Source organism: Capnocytophaga sp. oral taxon 903 (assembly GCF_013394785.1).
Lineage (GTDB): Bacteria > Bacteroidota > Bacteroidia > Flavobacteriales > Flavobacteriaceae > Capnocytophaga > Capnocytophaga ochracea.
This window is the reverse complement of the sequence record NZ_JABXYW010000002.1, coordinates 916955-939258: the sequence shown is the minus strand read 5'-3', so window position 1 is coordinate 939258 and position 22304 is coordinate 916955. Positions and strand designations below refer to the sequence as shown.

At 38.3% G+C, this 22304-nt stretch carries 17 protein-coding genes and 1 other RNA gene; 16 read left to right on the top strand and 2 right to left on the bottom strand.

What is annotated here, in order from left to right; genetic code table 11:
* The first annotated feature begins 112 nt into the window (after positions 1-112).
* An RNA gene (ffs, locus tag HW279_RS03940) (signal recognition particle sRNA small type) lies at positions 113-211 on the top strand.
* 27 nt (positions 212-238) lie between these two features.
* On the opposite strand, the gene HW279_RS03935 is transcribed toward ffs, so the two are convergent.
* On the bottom strand, positions 239-964 hold the full coding sequence (locus HW279_RS03935; protein WP_178958040.1) for a molecular chaperone DjiA: 726 nt from the start codon (positions 962-964) through the stop codon (positions 239-241).
* Between the two features lie 78 nt (positions 965-1042).
* Complete coding sequence (locus HW279_RS03930) at positions 1043-1903, bottom strand: hypothetical protein (RefSeq protein WP_178958039.1); 861 nt, start codon at positions 1901-1903, stop codon at positions 1043-1045.
* 658 nt (positions 1904-2561) lie between these two features.
* Here HW279_RS03930 and HW279_RS03925 point away from each other — a divergent pair.
* The 15 genes from HW279_RS03925 to gldM all read left to right on the top strand — a co-directional run bounded on the left by HW279_RS03925 (position 2562) and on the right by gldM (position 22303).
* Entirely contained in the window at positions 2562-3851 is a 1290-nt protein-coding gene (locus HW279_RS03925; RefSeq protein ID WP_178958038.1) for a M23 family metallopeptidase, read from the top strand.
* Positions 3852-4124: 273 nt separating this feature from the next.
* The gene (locus tag HW279_RS03920; RefSeq protein ID WP_178958037.1) at positions 4125-5081 is read left to right on the top strand and encodes a DNA cytosine methyltransferase; all 957 of its coding nucleotides are present in this window, start codon (positions 4125-4127) and stop codon (positions 5079-5081) included.
* Entirely contained in the window at positions 5078-6229 is a 1152-nt protein-coding gene (locus HW279_RS03915) for a restriction endonuclease (protein ID WP_178958036.1), read from the top strand. The genes HW279_RS03920 and HW279_RS03915 overlap by 4 nt, the downstream gene beginning before the upstream one ends.
* 58 nt (positions 6230-6287) lie before the next feature.
* Positions 6288-6737, top strand: coding sequence for a hypothetical protein (locus tag HW279_RS03910; RefSeq protein ID WP_002674390.1), 450 nt, complete (start codon positions 6288-6290; stop codon positions 6735-6737).
* A 258-nt stretch (positions 6738-6995) separates the two neighbouring features.
* On the top strand, positions 6996-8615 hold the full coding sequence (gene pgi / locus HW279_RS03905; protein WP_178958035.1) for a glucose-6-phosphate isomerase: 1620 nt from the start codon (positions 6996-6998) through the stop codon (positions 8613-8615).
* A gap of 71 nt (positions 8616-8686) precedes the next feature.
* Positions 8687-9493: a type I methionyl aminopeptidase gene (gene map, locus HW279_RS03900; RefSeq protein ID WP_178958034.1), complete on the top strand. Its 807-nt coding sequence runs from the start codon at positions 8687-8689 to the stop codon at positions 9491-9493.
* Positions 9494-9571: 78 nt separating this feature from the next.
* Positions 9572-11320: an aspartate--tRNA ligase gene (gene aspS / locus HW279_RS03895; RefSeq protein ID WP_178958033.1), complete on the top strand. Its 1749-nt coding sequence runs from the start codon at positions 9572-9574 to the stop codon at positions 11318-11320.
* A 10-nt stretch (positions 11321-11330) separates the two neighbouring features.
* Complete coding sequence (ygiD, locus tag HW279_RS03890) at positions 11331-12128, top strand: 4,5-DOPA dioxygenase extradiol (RefSeq protein ID WP_178958032.1); 798 nt, start codon at positions 11331-11333, stop codon at positions 12126-12128.
* Positions 12129-12247: 119 nt separating this feature from the next.
* Positions 12248-13609, top strand: coding sequence for a WD40/YVTN/BNR-like repeat-containing protein (locus tag HW279_RS03885; RefSeq protein WP_255495765.1), 1362 nt, complete (start codon positions 12248-12250; stop codon positions 13607-13609).
* Positions 13610-13768: 159 nt separating this feature from the next.
* A complete protein-coding gene (locus HW279_RS03880; protein ID WP_178958030.1) occupies positions 13769-14359 on the top strand; it encodes an outer membrane beta-barrel protein in 591 nt (196 codons plus the stop codon).
* Between the two features lie 1103 nt (positions 14360-15462).
* On the top strand, positions 15463-16056 hold the full coding sequence (locus HW279_RS03875; protein WP_009422379.1) for an outer membrane beta-barrel protein: 594 nt from the start codon (positions 15463-15465) through the stop codon (positions 16054-16056).
* A gap of 126 nt (positions 16057-16182) precedes the next feature.
* Positions 16183-18309, top strand: coding sequence for a prolyl oligopeptidase family serine peptidase (locus HW279_RS03870; RefSeq protein WP_178958029.1), 2127 nt, complete (start codon positions 16183-16185; stop codon positions 18307-18309).
* Positions 18310-18585: 276 nt separating this feature from the next.
* Positions 18586-19962, top strand: a complete 1377-nt coding sequence (gldK, locus tag HW279_RS03865; RefSeq protein WP_002674370.1) for a gliding motility lipoprotein GldK — start codon at positions 18586-18588, stop codon at positions 19960-19962.
* A gap of 58 nt (positions 19963-20020) precedes the next feature.
* Positions 20021-20686 carry a gliding motility protein GldL gene (gene gldL / locus HW279_RS03860; protein WP_009420586.1) on the top strand — a complete coding sequence of 222 codons (666 nt, stop codon included), beginning with the start codon at positions 20021-20023 and terminating at the stop codon, positions 20684-20686.
* Positions 20687-20722: 36 nt separating this feature from the next.
* On the top strand, positions 20723-22303 hold the full coding sequence (gene gldM / locus HW279_RS03855) for a gliding motility protein GldM (RefSeq protein WP_178958028.1): 1581 nt from the start codon (positions 20723-20725) through the stop codon (positions 22301-22303).
* Position 22304 lies beyond the last annotated feature (1 nt).

Below are 22304 nucleotides of genomic sequence, written 5' to 3'. Positions count from 1 at the left end.
TGAAAGGTTGTTGTACAACACTTTTGGTGCAAAAGTAATAAAAATAGAACTACTAAGCAAGAAAAAAATAGAAAAAATTTGCTATGTAATAAAAAAGTTGTACTTTTGTCGCCGGCAAGTCCTACACGACCAGCTCCTGAAAAATCCTCCAGGGTGGGAACACAGCAAAGGTATTCGGTTGTAGCGGTGCGATGTAGGTAGCTTGCCACTTTTTTGTTTATAGGGGTAAGCTATTAGGTTAGTTCATTCCTCTTTGGCGTGCGATTTGTTCATAGGCTTGTTGTACTTGTTTGAACTTTTCTTCGGCGCCTTTTTTTATGGCTTCATCTTCTGTAATCACTCTATCGGGGTGATATTTTTTTGCCATATTTCTGTAAGCTTGTTTTACTTCGGCATCGGTAGCTTGGGGGCTTATACCTAAAATAGCATAAGCATTTTCATTGGGAGTTTGGGTATAACTATTACTACCATAAGTGTTAGCAAACATTGCTTTGATGCTTATAAAATCACTTTTTTCTATCTGGAAGTAATAGGCTATTTGCTCTATTTGTTGTACTTCGTCTTGGCTTACTACTCCATCGGCTTGAGCAATACCAAAGAGAAAATAGAGGATTTGCAAGCGTGTTTCGTAGGTAGTACGAGCGCGTACGTACATTGCTACTCGGGGAGCTTCTATCTGGCGTCCTTTTATTAGTTCATTAAAACTGCGAAACACGGCATTGGCGCGTTCTTTACCATAAAGACGCACAAACTGCAAACGCACGAAATCTAATTCGGCTTGGGTAACACGTCCGTTGGCTTTGATAACTAAGCTACAAAGAGAGAGGAGATTCAGCTCGAATGTAGCGGGTGATATGTTTTGCTGAAATGGGTTGCGAAAGGGCTGCTCGGTGGGTAGCTGTTGGGTGAGTTGTCTAAAAAGCCAAAAGAAAAAAAGAAATATAAGAATAGAGAATAAGCTCATACGATAATAAATTTTAATAATGCTGATAATACCAGAAATGCCAATAATACTAATAATTAAATATGAAGCTAATTTACACTAATAATATGTGATTTCTCTTTCTACGATATATACTAATTTGCCTTCCAAAAAACATTTCTTCTCTATCCAATTACCTTTTTCATCGTATTGATAAGAAAAGGTATAGTTTATTTTCTTTGCTTTATTATGGGTCTTCTTTTCGAAGATTAAGAGCATTTCAGTAGGAAAAGGCTCTTTTTTATAGGTATATACTGTTTCGAGGCTTTTATTTTTTTCGTTGGATTTGGTTATTTGGTAGGTAACGAATCCGTTTTTATTATACTTTGTCTTCTTGGTGTATTTTACTGATTTATCGGGATTGTAGATTTTTGTTTCGAGTTGGTTATCCCTTTTGTCGTACTTATATGAAGAGTAGTTTTTGATACTTCCATCGGTGTTGTAATAAGTAGCATAGGTAGGGTAACTGCGTTTGTTTGTATCACTTGAAAGTACTAAATATTCCTTACCTGTTTTAGGGAAGTAGACAGTTTTCTGCATTTTTTTCTCTTTATCGTCATAAGTAAGGGTGTACTCACGCAATAGAGTATCGGTTTCATCGTATACTTTTAAGTTTGTTTCTCGGTTATTATCGTCGTAAGTTACTTCTGTTTTAAGGTTGAACACATTTCGGTCGGCAAACATAATTTGTTGGACAACATATCCTTGCTCATTGGCTAAGAGAAACAGATTTTCATCGTAATAGAATTTCTTTACAGCTGTTTTTTGAATGCGGTGTTTTTTGTTTTCTTTTACTTGATAAGGGATAACGCGCACGGATTTTACGTTTCCTTTTAAAAAGAGTTCTTTGAGCAAAAATATGTTCTGCCCAAAGGTACTAGTAGCTGTTAGTAGGGCAATGAGAGTATAAATATATTTCATAATAATTTGTTTTATGGGGGCAAAGATAGGAGGTAATTAGCAAATGAGCAAATTTGGAAAATTGGAAAATTGGAAAATTAGAAAATTTGGAAATGAGAAAATGAGAAAATGAAGAAGAGTCTGGTTAGGAGCTCTCGGGGAGACTCGGGAAAGTGAGCCACACAGATAGTTTTTAAGAGAAATAGGAATAAGGATTTTCAAAAAGAAAAATTTACTATTGTATAGGTAGCTTGGACGAACCTTAAACGAACCTTGAACGAATGTTGGACGATAGATGGCACTTTTTTGGGAGGAGGCATTTTGTGAAATGGAGTTTTGGTGGAAAAATGTACTACTTATATGGCTTGTAGGGCAGAAAAATGTACTGAGTAGGGGAGAGGGCATTTGGGTATGGCTGGAATTTAAGAAAAAGATAAGGTGAAGGGTAGTAGTAAAAGTGTTGAAAAAGAGGACATAGAAGCAGTTTGCGAGAGTTGAGGTATACAGCTTAATACATTAATTATGAATAAATTAAAGGAGGTATACGCAGTTTTTTTAGTTTTTTTATTTGCGTAGTTCATTTTTTATTTGCACCTTTGTAAGATTTTTTGATACACTTGCGCCCTAAATGGCTTGGTGTTTGTGAACTAAAAAATGTAAAAACAGAAACAGAAAACTTATGATGAAGAAAGTCCTTTATTTTTCATTTTTTGCACTTCAGCTTTCGGTATTCACGGCTTGTAATGATACCCCTAATGCTGAGAAGGCAACCGCTTCGGCTACTGTTGAGGCACCTAAACCTCCGGTGTATGAATTTGGTTTCAACCTAAATGATTACACGATAGTGAAAGATACGATTAAGCAGGGTGATACCTTTGGTAAACTATTAGAAGAGAACAATATAGGAGCGGTGGATATTCATAATATCACCCAAAAAACCAAAGGAGAGTTTAACCCTAAGAATATACGTACGGGTAAGGTTTACGCTTTTTTGTACGATAAAAAAGACCCCTCGAAACCCCATAGCTTTATCTATCAGCCGAACGTTACAGATTACGTAGTGGTGCGTCTTGGAGACTCGGTTCACGCTTACAAAGCGCAACGCAAAGTAACGATTGTGGAAAAAGCATTGGCAGGAAATATCAACAGCAATCTTACAGTTGATGCGCTTGCGGCGGGTATCAGTGCGAATGCTACTTACCAAATGGGACAGATTTTTGATTACACTATTGACTTTTTCCGCTTGCAAAAGGGTGATAATTTTAAGATTATTTATGAGGAACGTTATGTGGACGACACTATTTTTGCAGGAGTTGAGAAAGTGAAAGCGGCTTATTTTGAGTGGCAAGGGAAACCTTATTACGCTTTTAACTTCACTATCGATTCGGCAAAAGGCACAAATGGCTATTACGACGAAAAAGGGAATATGATGAAGCGAATGTTTTTGAAATCGCCTTTGGATATCTTTCGCATTACGTCTAAATTTGGAATGCGTTTTCACCCTGTGCTTCACCGTATGAAGGGACATTTTGGAACCGACTATGCAGCACCTACGGGTACGCCTATACGGGTGACAGCAGCAGGAACGGTGATTGAGGCGGGCTATAGTTCGGGTAATGGTAACTACGTGAAGGTGCGCCACAACAATATGTATACAACACAGTACTTGCATATGTCGAGAATATTGGCACGCAGAGGACAACACGTATCGCAAGGACAGGTGATTGGACTTGTGGGAAGTACCGGCTTGGCAACAGGTCCTCACGTGTGCTATCGTTTCTGGAAGAATGGAAGACAAGTAGACCCACTCAGAGAGAAGTTACCAGAATCGGTGCCTATTGATGCGCGACTTAAAGCTAAATATTTGAAGGAGATTGCGCCACTAAAAGAACAGCTTGATGCGCTAAAAGCGACCCCTATTGAAATGGAAGAGGAGGTAACGAATGTACAAAAGCAAACGGTGTCGTAACAATGGTTAATGATTAGTGATTAATGGTTAATTGAGCAGAAATACGGAATTTTATTATAATAGAAGGTCGTAGCACGACGGGTAAGCACGAGTTACATAGGTGATTATATAAAGCAATTTTAATTGCTTTTAATGAGAACTTGATGTAAACGAGTGATGCTGTACTTCCAAAATAGGAACTAATTAGTTTTTAAAATTAAAAGAGAATCAAGGATACGCCTTTGAGAAAGGGTTATTTAGGACTTTAGAGAGAAAAATAAGAGTTTTTTGGATATGGGAAAAAGCGTTAAATTCATAGATTTATTTGCAGGGGTAGGGGGCTTCCGCTATGCTTTGCAGAATATAGGGGCTGAATGTGTCTTTTCGTCAGAATGGGACAAGTTCGCTCAGCAGACCTATAAGCTAAACTATGGAGAAGTTCCTTTTGGCGATATTACTTTACAAGAAACGAAAGATAATATTCCTAATGAATTTGATATACTTTGCGCAGGATTTCCTTGTCAAGCATTTTCTATAGCTGGATATCAAAAAGGTTTTGAAGATATTAGGGGAACACTCTTTTTTGAGATAGAAGAAATAGCAAGAAAGCATCGTCCTAAGGTTATTTTTTTAGAAAATGTAAAGAACTTAGTGAGTCACGATAAGGGTAAAACATTTAAGGTAATAACGAATATCTTAGAAGAGAAATTAGGTTACAAGATATTTTATAAAATTCTCAATACAATGGAATATGCTAATATTCCACAAAATAGAGAGCGTATTTTTATAGTAGCTTTTGATCCTAAACAAGTTCCTAATTATAAAGAGTTCCAATTTCCTGAAAAAATTAAACTTACTAAAACGATTCATAGCTTTTTAGAGAAAGGAAAACAGAATGATTATTTTTATTATCAGCTATCTCACAAATACAGTCCTGAACTTATTAAAACCGTAACACGTAAAGATACTATTTATCAATGGAGGCGTGTGTATGTTCGAGAAAATAAGAACAATGTTTGTCCTACTTTAACAGCTAATATGGGTACAGGGGGACATAATGTACCGATTATTAAAGATAATTTTGGTATTAGGAAATTAACCCCACGAGAATGTTTTAATTTTCAAGGTTATCCGAAAGGCTTTATACTTTCTAAAGAAATAGCTATATCAAAATTATATATGCAGGCAGGGAACTCTGTGACAATGCCTTTAATTCAAAGAGTAAGTGAACAAATTTTGAAAGTGTTATGAAGTCATTTGCTAAAATAGATAGAGAAAAGAAAGGTAATTACTTGAAATTACTTTCTGCGGTTTCTAAGTTATCAGGACTTTTCAGTGAAAGTATAATTCCCTATATTAATTATAGGGTAGTTGAAAATGTTTTTTGTAAAAGTTTTGATGCTGAAAATCTCTCTCGTTCAGACACTGCTTTTGATGCAAATTACGAATCTATTGGAGTAGGATTAAAAACCTTTACTTGTCCTTCAAATAGTAGTATAGAAAAAGTGGCTGAATTTAATTCTTTATCAACAATATTAAAACCTTTGAAAGGAAAAGAATTAGCACTAAAACTTGCAAAATTTCGTAATGAAAGAATAGATTTAGCCAATAGACTTTATAACATTAATAACTCACTATATCATATAGTAGCGAGACGAGAAAAGGAATTAATTCTGTTTGAGACAGACTATGATAAGATAGATATAAATAATATTCATTCTATAAAAGACACTAAAGCAAGTCTACAATTTGATGATGGTAAAAATCAGTATAATTTTAATTATTCGAAAAGTACTCTTTTTAGGAAATTTTATATTCCGCAAAATGCTTTTCATTTACCAGTAGAAATTATAGAAGACCCTTATCAATTACTTTTAGAATTATTTGGAGATAAAGTTTTTAAACCTGCTAAAGATAAATTAATTAAAGGTATAAACTACGTGATACTTCCTTTGTACGGCAGAAAGCAAAAGAGAAAGTATGTTTTTGAGAAAAGTGGACTCAATCAGTGGAATGCTGGAGGGAGAAAAAGAGATTTAGGAGAAATATATATCCCTATACCAATTGAAATTCATAAACAGTTTCCTAATTTCTTTCCTAAAAGAGATGTACAGTTTAAACTTAAAGTTCCCACAGGAGAGATTCTCAGTGCAAAAGTTTGCCAAGATAACTCAAAAGCATTAATGACAAATCCTAATAAAGCTCTTTCAGATTGGTTATTAAGAAAAGTTTTTCAGGTAAAAGAAGGAGAGCTTTTAACTATTGAGAAGATGAATGAATTAGGATTTGATAGTATTATCATTATTAAGGAAGACGAAGAGAATTACAAAATAGATAAAGCGAGACTTGATAGTTATGAAGTTTTTATCAATGGGAGCTCTGTCGAAAATGAAGAATAAGAAGAGAAAATGGTTTGATTAGTTTAAATATCAGAAAAACGTTTAAAATATTATTTCAATGAAAAAGTTTATTTTTTATCTATTGGCTCTTGTGGGCTTTACCGCCTCAGCACAAGTATATGAATTTAAGGTAGTAACCGCTATTGAATCGGTGGTACCTTCGGGAGCAGGACGTTCGCGCCTTATCTCAGCTAATGAAACACGCAATTATAAAGAATTTACTACTACGCGCTCGGAAGAAGGAGACGAACGCAACAAAAGCGACCGTGATGAGATTCGCGTAAAGGGCTTTGATGAGACCAAACTCCTCAACTTCTTTAATCTCGGGGGGATTCGTTTTCAGAACATCGCTGCCAACGATGCTCTTATCACTTCTAAGTTGAACACAATGAGTGAAGAAGGCTGGGAACTTGCTTTTGTTACCAGTGGAGTAGAGAGCAATGCAGGAAGCAATGATTCTACTGGTATTTTTATCACCCGTTTTGTGTTTAAAAGACTGAAAAAGTAAGTTTCATTAAGTAATTTGTCAATTAGCAAATTAGCTAAAGGTGAGGCGTCATTATTTTGTAGTTTTGCACCCTGAAAAGACAGATGTTAGTTGCTATTACATAGATTATAATCAAACAAATAGAAAATACAACAGATTATTAAGATAATTAACTTTGCCAAAGTTTCAAACTTTGGCAAAGTGGAAGGTGCAAAATTTACAGACTAATTTGTGATTGACTATAAAAAGAATAACAACATTAAACATATATAAATAAAAATGTTAAAAAATAGTAATCCAACACAAACCAATGCGTGGAAAGCATTGCAAAAACATTTTGCGGAAGTAAAAGACCGCCATATGCTTTCTCTATTTGAGAAAGATCCCACTCGCGGTGAGAAATTCGCCATCAAATGGCACGACTTCTATGTAGATTATTCTAAAAACCGCATAGACGAAGAAACCCTTAAACTCCTTGTGCAACTCGCCGAGGAATGTGGTTTAAAGGACGCTATTGGCAAATACTTCGGTGGCGACCTTATCAACAACACCGAAAAACGCGCCGTATTACACACTGCTCTTCGCGCGCCCGAAAACAGCGTGATAAATGTAGACGGCAAGAATGTAATGCCCGAAGTAGCCACTGTAAAACACAAAATCAAACAGTTTAGCGAAGAAGTCATCAGTGGCAAACGCAAAGGTTATACCGGTAAAGCCTTTACCGATGTGGTGAATATTGGTATCGGTGGGTCTGACTTAGGCCCAGCAATGGTAACTGAGGCGCTTAAATTTTATAAGAATCACCTCAACGTACATTTCATCAGCAATGTAGATGGCGACCACGTGCTCGAAACTATCAAGCACCTCAACCCCGAAACTACCTTGATAGTGATTGTATCTAAAACTTTCACAACACTCGAAACCCTTTCGAACGCGCTTACTGTAAAAGAATGGTTCCTCAAATCAGGCTCAAAAAAAGATATTGCTAAACACTTTGTAGCAGTATCTACTAATTTGCAAGAAATCGATAAATTCGGTATAGACCCTGATAATGTATTCCCTATGTGGGACTGGGTAGGCGGACGCTTCTCGTTGTGGAGTGCCGTAGGTCTCAGCATTGCCCTATCAGTAGGCTATGACAATTTTGATAAGTTGCTCAAAGGGGCTCACGCTATGGACGAGCATTTCCGCACAGCTCCGTTTGACAAGAACATTCCAGTAGTCTTGGCATTGCTCAGCGTGTGGTACAACAACTTCTACGGAGCCGAAAGTCAAGCTATCATTCCTTATACTCAGTATTTGCACCGATTGGCAGCTTACCTACAACAAGGTATAATGGAAAGTAACGGTAAACAAACCGACCGTGATGGCAACCCTGTAAGTTACCAAACAGGGGTAATTATCTGGGGTGAGCCAGGAACCAACTCTCAACACGCGTTCTTCCAGCTCATTCACCAAGGTACTAAATTGATACCTACTGATTTCATTGGCTTTAAACACTCATTGCACGGCAATACCGATCACCACAACAAGCTAATGGCTAACTTCTTTGCACAAACTGAAGCTCTTTTAAAAGGTAAAACCGAAGCCGAAGTGCGCAAAGAAATGGGTGACAAGGTAAACGAAGCCTTAGTGCCCTTCAAAGTATTTACAGGAAACCGCCCTACAACCTCTATCCTCATCAACAAACTCACCCCTGAAAGTTTGGGTAGCCTTATCGCTATGTATGAGCACAAGATTTTTGTAGAAGGTGTGATTTGGAACATCTATAGTTACGACCAATGGGGTGTAGAGCTCGGTAAACAGTTGGCAAGCAAAATCCTTAAAGACATCGCCGCTACCGAACTTTCTGCTCACGACAGTTCCACAACCAATTTACTAAAACAATTCAAAAAATAGGTTTCAGGTATCAGGTTTCAGGGGTTAGATATGACCCCTGAAACCTGACCTCTAACACCTAACACCTGAAAATGATTCACATTAGAACAGCCGAAGAAATAGAACTACTACACCAAGTAGCCCAAGTGGTATCACGCACTTTGGGTATATTAGCAAAAGAAGTAAAACCAGGGGTAACCACCCTATATCTCGATAAAATCGCCGAAGAGTACATCCGCAGTCAAGGGGCTATACCAGGATTTTTGGGTTTGTATGGTTTCCCTAATACCCTCTGTATGAGTCCTAATGCGCAAGTAGTGCACGGCATCCCTAACGACCGTCCGCTACAAGAAGGTGACATCATCTCAATAGACTGTGGGGCTCTGAAAAACGGTTACTATGGCGACCACGCTTATACTTTTGAAGTAGGCGAAGTAGCCCCCGAAGTAAAAGAACTATTGCGTGTAACCAAAGAATCGCTGTATATAGGTATCCGTCAGTTTCGTGCGGGCAACCGTGTAGGTGATGTAGGGCACGCTATACAACAATACTGTGAGGCACACGGCTATGGAGTAGTGCGCGAACTCGTAGGACACGGCGTAGGGCGCAAAATGCACGAAGACCCCGAGATGCCTAACTATGGCAGACGCGGTAGTGGTAAAAAATTTAAAGATGGAATGGTTGTTGCCATAGAGCCTATGATCAATTTAGGCACTAAGAGTATACGCCAACTTAAAGACGGTTGGACAATCCTCACCGCCGACGGCAAGCCTTCTGCCCACTTTGAACACGATGTAGCCCTCATCGATGGCAAACCTAAATTGCTCTCCACCTTCAAGTACATATACGAAGCCTTAGGCATTGAAAGTAATGAGGAGGACGAGTTTTTGCTTAATTAATAAATTTTGTATATTAGACTCCGTATTAGAAAAAGAATCACTAACTCAAAAACAAAACTTATAACTAACGACAAATAAATGTACAGAACGCATACTTGTGGAGAGCTACGACTCTCACACGAAAAACAACAAGTAACCCTCAGCGGATGGGTACAACGCGTCCGCAACAAGGGATTTATGATTTGGGTAGACCTTCGCGACCGCTATGGCATCACCCAGCTTATATTCGATGAAGAACGCACTGATAAAACAGTTTTTGAGCAGGCTAAAACCCTCTCACGCGAGGACGTGATTCAAATTCAAGGTACTGTAATCAAACGCGAGGCAGCTAATGCTAATATCCCTACCGGAGAAGTAGAAATCCTCGTTACAGCGCTCACCCTGCTCAACCATTCCGAACTCCCTCCTTTTACCATTGAAGACAATACCGATGGCGGTGAAGACCTCCGTATGAAGTACCGCTATCTCGATATACGCCGTACCCCTGTGCGCGATAACCTTATTTTCCGCCACAAAGTGGGGATAATGGTGCGCAATTACCTATCCGAACAAGGCTTTATAGAGGTAGAAACGCCCGTGCTCATCAAATCAACACCCGAAGGAGCACGCGACTTTGTGGTGCCAAGCCGTATGAACCCAGGTGAGTTCTACGCCTTGCCTCAATCGCCACAAACCTTTAAGCAGTTGCTAATGGTAGGCGGATTAGACAAGTACTTCCAAATCGTAAAGTGCTTCCGTGATGAAGACCTTCGCGCCGACCGTCAGCCAGAGTTTACCCAAATAGACTGCGAAATGTCGTTTGTAGAACAAGAGGACGTTATCAGTACTTTTGAAGGTTTGGCAAAACACCTCCTCAAAGAACTCAAAGGCTTAGACTTTGGGGCTTTCCCTCGTATGACCTATGCCGAGGCGATGAAAACTTACGGCAACGACAAACCCGATATCCGTTTCGGTATGAAATTCGGTGAACTCAACGACCTCGCGCAACACCGCGATTTCAAGGTGTTTAACGAAGCCGAATTAGTAGTTGGTATTGCCGTACCTGGTGCCAACAGCTACACCCGCAAAGAGATTGATGCTTTGGTAGAATGGGTAAAACGTCCGCAAGTAGGCGCTTCCGGAATGGTATATGTAAAATGCAATGAAGATGGTAGCTTCAAATCATCAGTAGATAAATTCTATAACGAGGACGACCTCAAGGCGTGGGCAGAGCGCACTGGCGCCAAAGCAGGCGACCTTATCTGTATTCTCTCAGGCAAAGCAAACAAAGTACGTGGACAACTCAGCGCCCTCCGTATGGAACTCGCCGAGCGTCTCGGATTGCGCAAACCAGATGAATATGCCCCACTTTGGGTAGTAGATTTCCCTCTTTTGGAGTGGAGCGAAGAGGAAGAACGTTTCTTTGCAATGCACCACCCTTTCACCTCGCCTAAACCTGAAGATATTCCGTTACTCGACAGCAACCCAGGTGCCGTACGCGCCAATGCTTACGACCTCGTGCTCAATGGTAATGAAGTAGGCGGTGGCTCTATACGTATCTTCAACCAAGAGCTACAAGCCAAGATGTTCGAGCTATTGGGCTTTACCCCCGAGCAAGCACAGGCACAATTTGGCTTCTTGATGAACGCCTTCAAATACGGCGCTCCTCCTCACGGTGGTTTGGCTTTTGGCTTCGACCGATTGGTAGCACTGCTCGGCGGACAAGAAACGATCCGCGACTTTATCGCTTTCCCTAAAAACAATAGCGGTCGCGATGTGATGATTGATGCCCCCTCCCCTATCGATGAGGCACAACTCAAAGAACTAAGTATTCAATTAGCAAATTAAAATTCTTTTAATGACTAAAAAAATCCCAGCTCTATTTGTAGGACACGGCAACCCTATGAACGCTCTTGATGAGCAGAATCCTTTTAACCAAAAGTTTGCCGAAATCACACAGACTTTTGATAAACCAAAAGCTATCTTGTGTATTTCTGCTCATTGGTATAGTGAGGGGTTATTTATTATGGGAAACCCTAACCCTCCAATGATTTATGATTTCTATGGGTTTCCAAAAGCTCTCAGCGAAGTGCAATATCCCGCTAAAGGTTCTCCAGAGTTAGTAGCACAAGTGAAAGAACTACTTGCAGATACTGACCTAAAAGTAGACCCCGAACGTGGATTTGACCACGGTGCTTGGGCGGTATTAAAGTTCTTGTACCCCAAGGCTGATATTCCCGTAGTACAACTGAGCTTAGATGCTACCAAGCCTGCTCAATGGCATGCCGATTTAGCCAAAAAACTTGCTCCGTTGCGCAAACAAGGAGTATTGATTTTAGCAAGCGGGGATATCATACATAACTTGCGCCTGATGAACTTTCGTTATATCAACGATTTAGATGCTGGTTATGATTGGGCTTTTGCCTTTCGTGATCAAATCAATCAAACAATAACCGATAATAACTTAGAGGCATTAGTACATTTTGAGCAATTCGGAGAAAACGCAAAACTATCAGTCCCCACCCCCGATCATTACTTGCCTTTGCTCTATGTAATGGCTTTGCGAGAAGAAGATGATGAAGTGCTGATTTTCAATGATTCAATCGTAGGAGGCTCTATCAGTATGACCTCAGTACTCGTGGGAGGAAAGTCTTAGATTATAAGAATTAAACCTATAAAAAAGGCTGTCGTAAACTAAATTCTGCGACAGCCTTTGTTGTTTTTGTGAAAAATAATATTACTTTTGCAATGTAAAACGCTAAAAATAAAATGTATATGAAACAAGTTTTAAAAGCAGTAGGCTTAGTGCTCTTACTACTCACCTCTTGTAGCAAAGACGATTCTAACCCTAACAATGGAAACGGAAATGGGAACGGTAACGGCAATGTTACCCCACCCGTAGAACAAAAAGCAATTGTTATCACTTCGTATAGCAAAAACTACGGCTATGCAGGTGATAGTGTAGATATTTTAGGCGAAAATTTTCCTAAAAAAGAACAATGTAAAGTAACTTTTGGAGATACTGAAGCTACTATCACCTCAGTTTCAGCCGATGGCAAGAAACTCACCCTTGTATTACCCCGCAGTAGTACCTATTTGCCAGAACTAAAATTCCATTTTGGCGAAAAAACTGTGGTAGACAACAAAGTAACCAATGACTATGAACAAAAAATAGGTATCATTGATAAAGTCGTAGGACAATGGGTAAAAACTCAATGGGATGTAGCCAATGCTGAATATTTATATAATGTAAAAACCCAAATCATAGGAGATTACATATATAGTACACAAGTATGGGATAAATCCTCTGGAAATATTGTGATTTTTAGCAAAGATAATGGTATCACTTGGGAAAAATGGGCAAATACAGGTGGATTCAGTTATCTTTCTGATTTTTATATTACCCCTTCTCACGAAGGTCTGAATGTAGATTTTGATGGTGTATACAAAGTACCTATTGGAGGAACAAAAACTCCTAACCCTTTTATTAATAGTGGAAAAAGAATTTTTAGTAAAAGGGGGGTTCAATTCAATAGAGTGATTTGTGATGATGAAATGAAAAATATCATTGTAGTCTCAATACGTGGAGATGTCTATAAATCAACTAACGGAAAAGATTTTTATCCTATAAGAGAAGCTAATCTTTCTGAAACCAGTAATGTGGATTATCAATGGAACGCTTTTAAAAGAGATATAAATCATATATGGATTGCAGGTCAGAATAGTAGAAAACACAAGCCTAAAATACTATTCTGTAATGGTAATAATGAACAATGGACAGAGTATGTGTTTGAGGATGAATTTGAATGGGCTGTTGCTGTAGATTTTCCTACTAATCAAATAGGCTATTGTTTAATATCAGGATCAGTTAACAAAATATACAAATCTACTGATGGAGGATATTCTTGGCAAAAATTACCTTTTGAAATTCCTATTGGTGTACGATCCTTAGCTTTTCAAGATGAAAATACAGGCTGGCAATCATCAGGCAAGGTTATCTACAAAACTACTGATGGAGGCAATACTTGGCAAAAAGAGTTTGAAGCCGAAAGTTATATTGAAAAACTTTACTATAATCAAAATGTGTTATACGCTTTTGCCGATGATGGTTTGCTATACCGCTACTATTTTAAATAGTGAATTTATAGGCTTAAAAGAAAATATCGATTTTTGTCTTAAAAACGGATTAGATATGGTAGTTTTTTGCCATTAGTGAAAAGTGAAAAAACATTTTTTGTAATTTGTATTTTGTAATTTGTAATTATTTCGTATCTTTGCCTTAATTAAAAACAAAAAATGAACAGTATGAAAAGAATTTTATTAGTAGTAGCCGTTGTTTTTGCAACTATTACTTACGCACAAACTGGAAAAGGAAGCTGGATGGTAGGTGCCGATTTAGGTCTTTCATTTCAATCTAAAAACTTAGTAGTGAAAAATGACCAAGTTACAGAATTAGATCAAACAGTAACTACTTTTAAAATCACACCTAACTTTAATTACTTTGTGGTTCATAATTTAGCAGTAGGTTTAGGGGTGAGTTATGAACATTCAAAAGATAAAAGGGGTGATAATTGGGAAAACAAATCGAATACCCTTATAATTGCTCCTACTGCACATTACTATTTTCCTACAGGAGGAAGTTTAGCACCTTTTGTGGGAGCAAAAGTAGGTTTTGCAAGCAGAGAAAACCAACCGGGTACTAATGGTGAATGGAATGGTTTAGTAGTAGGAGGTAAAGCAGGCTTGGCTTACTTTGTAAACCGAGGTGCTGCTCTTACAGCTTATGCAGAGTATGACCATTTTTCTTTAAAAAATACAGATAACAGTAAACGCAAAGCAAAAGAGGGTGTTTTGGGTGTAGGTATAGGTGTAGCTTTGTTCTTCTAAATAAGTAGGAAATCCTTCATAATTATAAGTATGGGGTGTTTTAAAAAGTAGAGATATTTTTTAAGACACCCTTTTTTAGTTGATGTAATAAAAGTGTAGCTTACGCTACAGAAAGTCTTTCAATTGACAATTGATAATTGACAATTGACAAATGTGATGGACACGGAAGGGCAACTTCGTTACTGGATTTACACAAATCTTTGAAAAAATCAAACAAATATTAAAAAGTCTCGCACAGATTTCACGGATAGCACGGATAGTTTTTCAATTGATAATTGACAATTGACAAATGTGATGGGCACGGAAGGGCAACTTCGTTGCTGGATTTACACAAATCTTTAGAAAAATCAGACAAATAAACAGCTTTGCTGTTTTAAATGTCTCGCACAGATTTCACGGATATTTTTTCAATTGATAATTGACAATTGACAAATGTGATGGGCACGGAAGAGCAACTTCGTTGTTGGATTTACACAGATTGTAATACAAACGTAATTGTGAATTGGTGGTGTAGATTTTGAACGGGTGTTAATTAAGGAGGGTTGGGTGTAATAAAAGTGTAGCTTACGCTACAGAAATCTTACAAATCTCAAAAAAAAATCAAACAAATAAATAAACAGCTTTGCTGTTTTAAATATCTCGCACAGATTTCACGGATAGTACGGATAGTTTTTCAATTGATAATTGACAATTGACAAATGTGATGGACACGGATAGGCAACTTCGTTGCTGGATTTACACGGATTGTGATACAAACGTGCTTGTAAATCGGTGTTGTATATTTTTAATAGACGTTAAATAAACTTTAAACGGAACTACAGTGGGTTTTCAGTGGGTCTACAGTGGGTCTACAGTGGCTCTACAGTGGCTCTACAGTGGCTCTACAATGAAGGTTAATTAAATTATAGTTGAATATTGATTGAGTTTATAGTGTTGCTATCTCCTAATGTCACACGTTTTGTTGGTTAGATTTGTTGGACAGGGGAGGACACACGGGTAGCCGTAGCACGACGACAAAACGAAAAATTTCTTTAAAAAAATTTGCACATTCGAAAATAAGTTGTACCTTTGCCTTATTAATAACAATAAAAATATAGAATAGTATGAAAAAATTTTTATTAATCGTAGCAGTTGCTTTTGCAAGCGCTACATACGCACAAACTGAAAAAGGAAACTGGATGGTAGGCTCTGACTTGGCTCTTTCATTTAACTCTGTTAAAGAAACACCTCGTTATGACGGAACATCAGGTAATGTACAAACGCAAAATACATTTAAGTTTGTACCTAATTTAAATTATTTTGTAATTAATAATTTAGCAGTAGGTTTAGGTTTAGAGTACCAAAGTACTACTACCAAAGTAAAACCTGTAGCAGGTTCAGAAACAAAGGGAACAACTTCTGCGTTTGTTATAGCTCCTAATGCACATTATTATTTTCCTATCGGTGGCAACTTAGCACCTTTTGTAGGAGCAAAAGTAGGATATGCTTGGGCTTCAGCAGGAGATAATAATAGTGATAAAGAAAGAGGATTGGCATTAGGAGTAAAAGGAGGTATGGCTTACTTTGTAAACCAAGGTGCTGCTCTTACAGGTTATGTAGGTTATGACTATATGAACTTGAAGAACAAACAAGACAATAAAGCAGAAACGAGAATAGGCAACTTCGGTGTTGGTATCGGGGTAGCTTTGTTCTTCTAAGCTGAGAGATTTTATAACTAAATTAAGAATATGGGGTGTTTTAAAAATAGCAATATTTTTAGGCACCCTTTTTTATAGATAAAAGCGAACCTATATTTTTAATAAACATTACTAATAATTTATAATATGAAACATTCCTTATTCTCCGCAACGCTACTTCTTTTAGTAGCCTGCAATCAAAACCCTAACAACACTAACGACGAAAAGATGAACTATCCTCAAACACGTATGGATAATACCGTCGATACTTACTTCGGCACTCAGGTGTCTGACCCTTACCGTTGGCTCGAAGATGACCGTTCTGCTGAAACCGCTCAGTGGGTAAAAGCCCAAAACGATTTTACGTTTGGTTATCTCTCCAAAATACCTTATCGACAAGCAATAAAAGAGAAACTCGAGAAACTCTGGAACTATGAGAAACTGAGCGCTCCTTTTACCGAAGGAGATTATACCTATTATTACAAGAACGACGGCTTACAAAACCAATCGGTGCTCTATCGCAAAGATAAAGAAGGCAAAGAAGAAATTTTCTTAAATCCGAATACTTTTTCTAAGGACGGAACAACTTCATTAGGAGACGTCGCTTTCTCCGAAGATGGTTCGTTAGTAGCTTATCTCATCTCAGAAGGCGGTAGCGATTGGCGTAAAGGGATAGTGCTCGATGCGAAAACTAAAAAGGCAATAGGTGATACCTTAGTAGATATAAAGTTTAGTAGTATAGCGTGGAAAGGCAATGAAGGCTTCTTCTATTCCAGCTACGACAAACCCAAAGGCAGTGAGCTATCAGCAAAAACTGACCAGCACAAACTTTATTATCACAAACTTGGCACATCTCAAAAGAGTGATAAGCTCATTTTTGGTGGCACACCAACGGAGAAATATCGTTATGTGTCGGGTACAGTATCCAATGACGGGAAATATCTGTTCATTTCGGTTGCCAATGCGACCTCAGGTAATAAACTATTTGTAAAAGATTTATCTAATCCTAAATCTTCTTTGGTAACTATTACCAACAACTTCGATGGAGATACAGGATTTGTAAATAACCAAGGCACAACCCTCTTTTTAGAAACCAACCTGAATGCGCCTAACGGTCGCTTAGTGAAAGTAGACTTTAAAAATCCACAGCCAGAGCATTGGCAAGATGTTATCCCCGAAACCAAGAATGTGCTCAGTATTACTACCGCAGGCAAATACCTGTTTGCCAAATATATGGTAGATGCTCTTTCTCAGGTAAAACAATACGACTACGAGGGGAAACTCATTCGCGAAGTGAAGCTTCCCAGTATAGGTAGTGCGGGAGGTTTTTATGCTAAAAAAGATGAAACACACACCTATTTTAGTTTCACCAATTACGCATATCCTACCCAAATATACAAAATGGATTTGGCAACAGGAGCTACTGAACTCTATTGGAAGCCCGCTATTGCTTTCGATGCCAACAACTACGAATCGAAGCAAGTGTTTTACACATCAAAAGACGGCACAAAAATACCAATGATGATTACCTATAAAAAAGGAATCAAGCTCAACGGTAAAAATCCTACCTTATTATATGGATATGGAGGGTTCAATGTCAGTTTGATGCCTACATTCAGTGTTGCCAATGCGGTGTGGTTAGAACTCGGGGGTGTATATGCTGTTCCTAACTTACGTGGAGGAGGAGAATATGGTAAACAATGGCACGATGCAGGCACTAAGATGCAAAAGCAAAACGTATTCGACGATTTTATATCAGCTGCTGAATATCTTGTAAAGGAGAAATACACCTCTCCCCAATATCTTGCTATCAGAGGAGGCTCTAACGGAGGGCTCTTGGTAGGAGCCACTATGTTACAACGCCCCGACCTGTTTAAGGTAGCTTTACCCGCAGTAGGTGTACTCGATATGTTGCGTTATCACACTTTTACCGCAGGAGCAGGCTGGGCTTATGATTATGGCACATCTGATGATAGCAAAGAAATGTTTGAATACTTAAAAGGCTATTCACCCTTACACAATGTAAAACAAGGAGTGGCTTATCCTGCTACCCTTATAACAACAGGTGACCACGACGATAGAGTAGTACCTGCTCACAGTTTTAAGTTTGCTGCGGAATTGCAAGCAAAACAAACGGGCAACAACCCTATTCTTATACGAATAGAGACCAATGCAGGACACGGAGCAGGGACACCAGTGAGCAAAACTATAGAACAAAACGCCGATTTGCAAGCATTCACTCTTTGGAATATGGGGATTAAAACACTCCGATAAAGAGTAGGGGAGAGGAAAAAGGAAAATAGCTTCGTAACAATATTACACAGCTTTTTATACTATTTAGTAGCCAAAAGTGTTTACAAAAGAAGTATTAAATAGGGTAAAAAGTAAACTCATTCTTTTACTTTTTTTTTACATTTCAAGGGGTAAAAGGGGTTAAAATGTAAAAATAGTGTTAAAGTTTGTAGGTTATTGAAAAATATTGTTGAATAAATTTTGTGTGTATAAAATAAATGCGTACGTTTGCGCCCTAATTAAATGTGAATTTAAACAATGTTTATGGCAAGAAGAATATTTGTAATGCTACTTGTACTATTAGTACTAGCTGCGTGTAAGCGTGGCGGTGGCGACAGCAAAGGAGAGCTTGTAGGTGTTAAGGGGAAGAGCTGGAAACAGCCTGCTCCTTACGGTATGACGCTTATTCCGAGTGGTTCTTTCATTATGGGTAGTTCCGATGATGATAAAACTGCGAGTTTTAACGCACCAGTGAAAACTGTGAGCGTGGGGTCGTTCTATATGGACGAAACCGAAATCACAAATAGTGAGTATCGCCAATTCGTGAATTGGGTTCGCGATTCAATTATCCGTACTCAGTTAGCTGAAATGGCGGAACAAACCGGTCAGACCCAAGGCAGTGGAGGTATCGGTGAATACGCATACTTAGATGCGAACACCGAGAAGATGAATGCTTATCAGCAGTATCTTCAAAACACATATGGCGACCAAAAAGCACGAAAATTGAACAAGAAAGTAGCACTTATTTGGGACACTAATAAATTCCCAGATGAATACTACTCGGAAGTAATGGACAAAATGTATTTGCCCGAAGAAGAAGCTTACAATGGCAAACGCATTATGGACGTTCAGAAGTTCGAGTTTAAATATCAATGGCTTGATATGGATAAAGCCGCTCGTACTCGCGGTAACCGTAAAGACTTCATCAAAGAGGAAATCGTGAAAGTATATCCTGATACTACTGTGTGGATTCGCGACTTCAACTATTCTTATAATGAGCCAATGCACAACGACTATTTTTGGCACGAAGCCTATGGTGACTATCCTGTGGTAGGTGTTAGCTGGATTCAAGCCAAAGCCTTCTGTGAATGGCGTACTCTTAACAAAAACTCTTATCAAAAATCAAAAGGAGATTACACAGTAAATTCTTTCCGTTTGCCAATTGAATCGGAATGGGAATACGCAGCACGTGGTGGTCTGCCAGGAGGTACTTATCCTTGGGGAGGTCCTTATACCTATGATGATAGAGCTTGTTTCCTTGCAAACTTTAAACCAATGCGTGGTGACTATGCTGTTGATAATGCACTCTATACCGTAGAAGCTAAGTCGTACGAACCTAATGGTTACAACCTCTACAATATGGCAGGTAACGTATCAGAATGGACAAACACCTCATATGATCCCAATTCATATGAATATATGTCTACAATGAATCCTAACGTACTTGATGACAAGAATCACCGTAAAGTAATACGTGGAGGTTCTTGGAAAGACGTTGCCTTTATGTTGCAAGTAAATACCCGTGATTATGAGTACCAAGACTCAGCCCGTAGTTATATAGGGTTCCGTACCGTACAAGATTTTATGGGTATCAGCGACAAACAACAGGCTAAATCAGCAAGAGGATACAGATAGAATTAAAAGAAAAATCAAACAAATTAACTAATAAATTTAACAAATAAAAAAAAGTCTTATGGCAGGAAGTAGATCAACAAAGAAATTGTTTAATATGGTTTATGGTATAGGTGCCTCAGTTGTAATTATCGGTGCCTTAGCCAAAATTTTGCACGTGGATATCTTAGGTATCAGCGGTGGCGTATTGTTAGCAGTAGGGATGGGAACAGAAGCATTCGTCTTCTTCTTCTCAGCTTTTGAACCAATAGATGAAGAGTTCGATTGGTCATTGGTTTATCCCGAGTTAAAAGGTGGTGCTCCATCAGGACGCCAAGGAGCTTTGGCTTTACAGTCAGGAGAAGATAAGATTCTTAGAGAATCATTATCACAAAAATTAGATAATATTTTAGCAGAAGCTCGTATTGATGCTAATATGATGCGTTCATTAGGAAGATCTATTGAAAACTTCGCAGAAGCAAGTAAAGAAATCGCTCCAGTGGCTAATACGATGGTGGCTACTCACAAATATGGTGAAGAGCTTTCAGCAGCAGCATCAAACTTAGAGTCATTGAACAGCCTTTACAAACTACAATTAGAAAGAACAGAAAGACAAGTATCTGCACAAGCAGGTGTTGTTGATAACTTAGATTCATTAAATCAGCAAATGCTTACGTTTAAAGACAACCTAAGATCTTTGAACACTATCTATGGAGGAATGTTATCTGCAATGGGCGGCGCACGATAAGAGTAATTATTTATTAACTTATTAAAAAAATAGCTTATGGCAGGTGGAAAATTAAGTCCTAGACAGAAGATGATTAACCTGATGTACTTAGTATTCCTTGCAATGATCGCATTGAATATGGGTAAGCAAGTACTAGATGCATTCGGGTTAGTGAATCAAAAGTTTGAATCATCAAACAAAAGAGCTAATGAAAGCACATCTAATGCTTTGGCCGAATTAGCAAATAAAGCAAATGAGAATCAAGCTCAATATGGTGAGATATATGAACAATCCAAACAAATAAAGGAACTATCAGATGGATTGTACAGCTATATCCAAGATATTAAAACCAAAGTGGAAGATGTAATTGGTCAAAAAGACATTCCTGTAAATCAAAGAAACTATCAGGCAATGGATCAGTCAGATTTTACTGACAATTATTTCTTTGCTGAGGGAGCACAAGCTAAAGCTCACGCAAGTGAATTCATTGAAAAAATGAAAACCTATCGCGAAGGAGTATTAAAAGTATTGGGAGATAATCCAGCTTATAAAGCTTTGGCCGATAAAGTAAGCGTAAACTTTAATACTGACGATGTAAAGAATAGAGAAGGCAGAACCGTAAAATGGTTAAATTTTAACTTTGAAGGGTTCCCTTACGTTGCAACTTTAGCAAAACTCTCAATGATGCAGTCAGACATCTTAACTACTCAACAAGAATTTTTCGATACTGCTTTGGCAGGTAGCTTGAAATCACAAGTTTCAATGACTAACTATACAACTTTACTTGAGCAAAGTAAAGGAGCGTATTATCAAGGTGAGAAATTCGATGGTTCTATCGTATTGGGTAGAAAAGACGCTACTACACGTCCTAATGAAGTAGACATTGCTATCGACGGTAGAAAGTTAGGAACAAGTGAATACACCATTGAAGATGGTCGTGTGAAATTAAACATTTCAGCAGGTAATACAGGTGACCACAAAATCACAGGTAACTTGTACTTCGACCAAGACGGAAAACGTATTGCTGTACCTGTAGCACAATCTTTCTCTGTAATTCCTAAACCAAACTCAGCAGTTATTTCAGCTGATAAGATGAACGTGGTGTATCGTGGTGTTGCTAACCCTATCACTATCTCTATGCCTGGTGTTCCTGATAACAAAATTTCAGCATCAGCACCTGGTTTATCTAAAGCGAGTGGTAGTGGTGCTTGGGTAATGCGTCCAGGACAAGGTAGAGAAGTTACTATTCACGTAACAGGTGAGCTTGCAGGACAAAAATTCAGCTCTTCTAAAATGTTCCGTATTAAAAATATCCCACGTGCTGTAACCAGCTTGGGCGGACAAATTGGAAACGCTAAATTACCAAAAGCAAACGTATCTGTAATGCCTGTGATGGCTGTTTTGGAAGACTTCGACTTCGACTTGAAACTACAAGTAAACGAATTTAAAGTGTTCATTCCAGGACAACCAAGTGTATACGTGAAAGGTAGCAGAATGAACGAACAAGCAAGAGCAGCTGTTCTAAGAGCTAAACGTGGTGATAAAATCCAGATATTTGACGTGAAAGCAAGTATCATTGGTAACTCTGACCTCAGATTGCCTCCTGTATCACCAATCGTAGTTGAAATAACAAACTAAG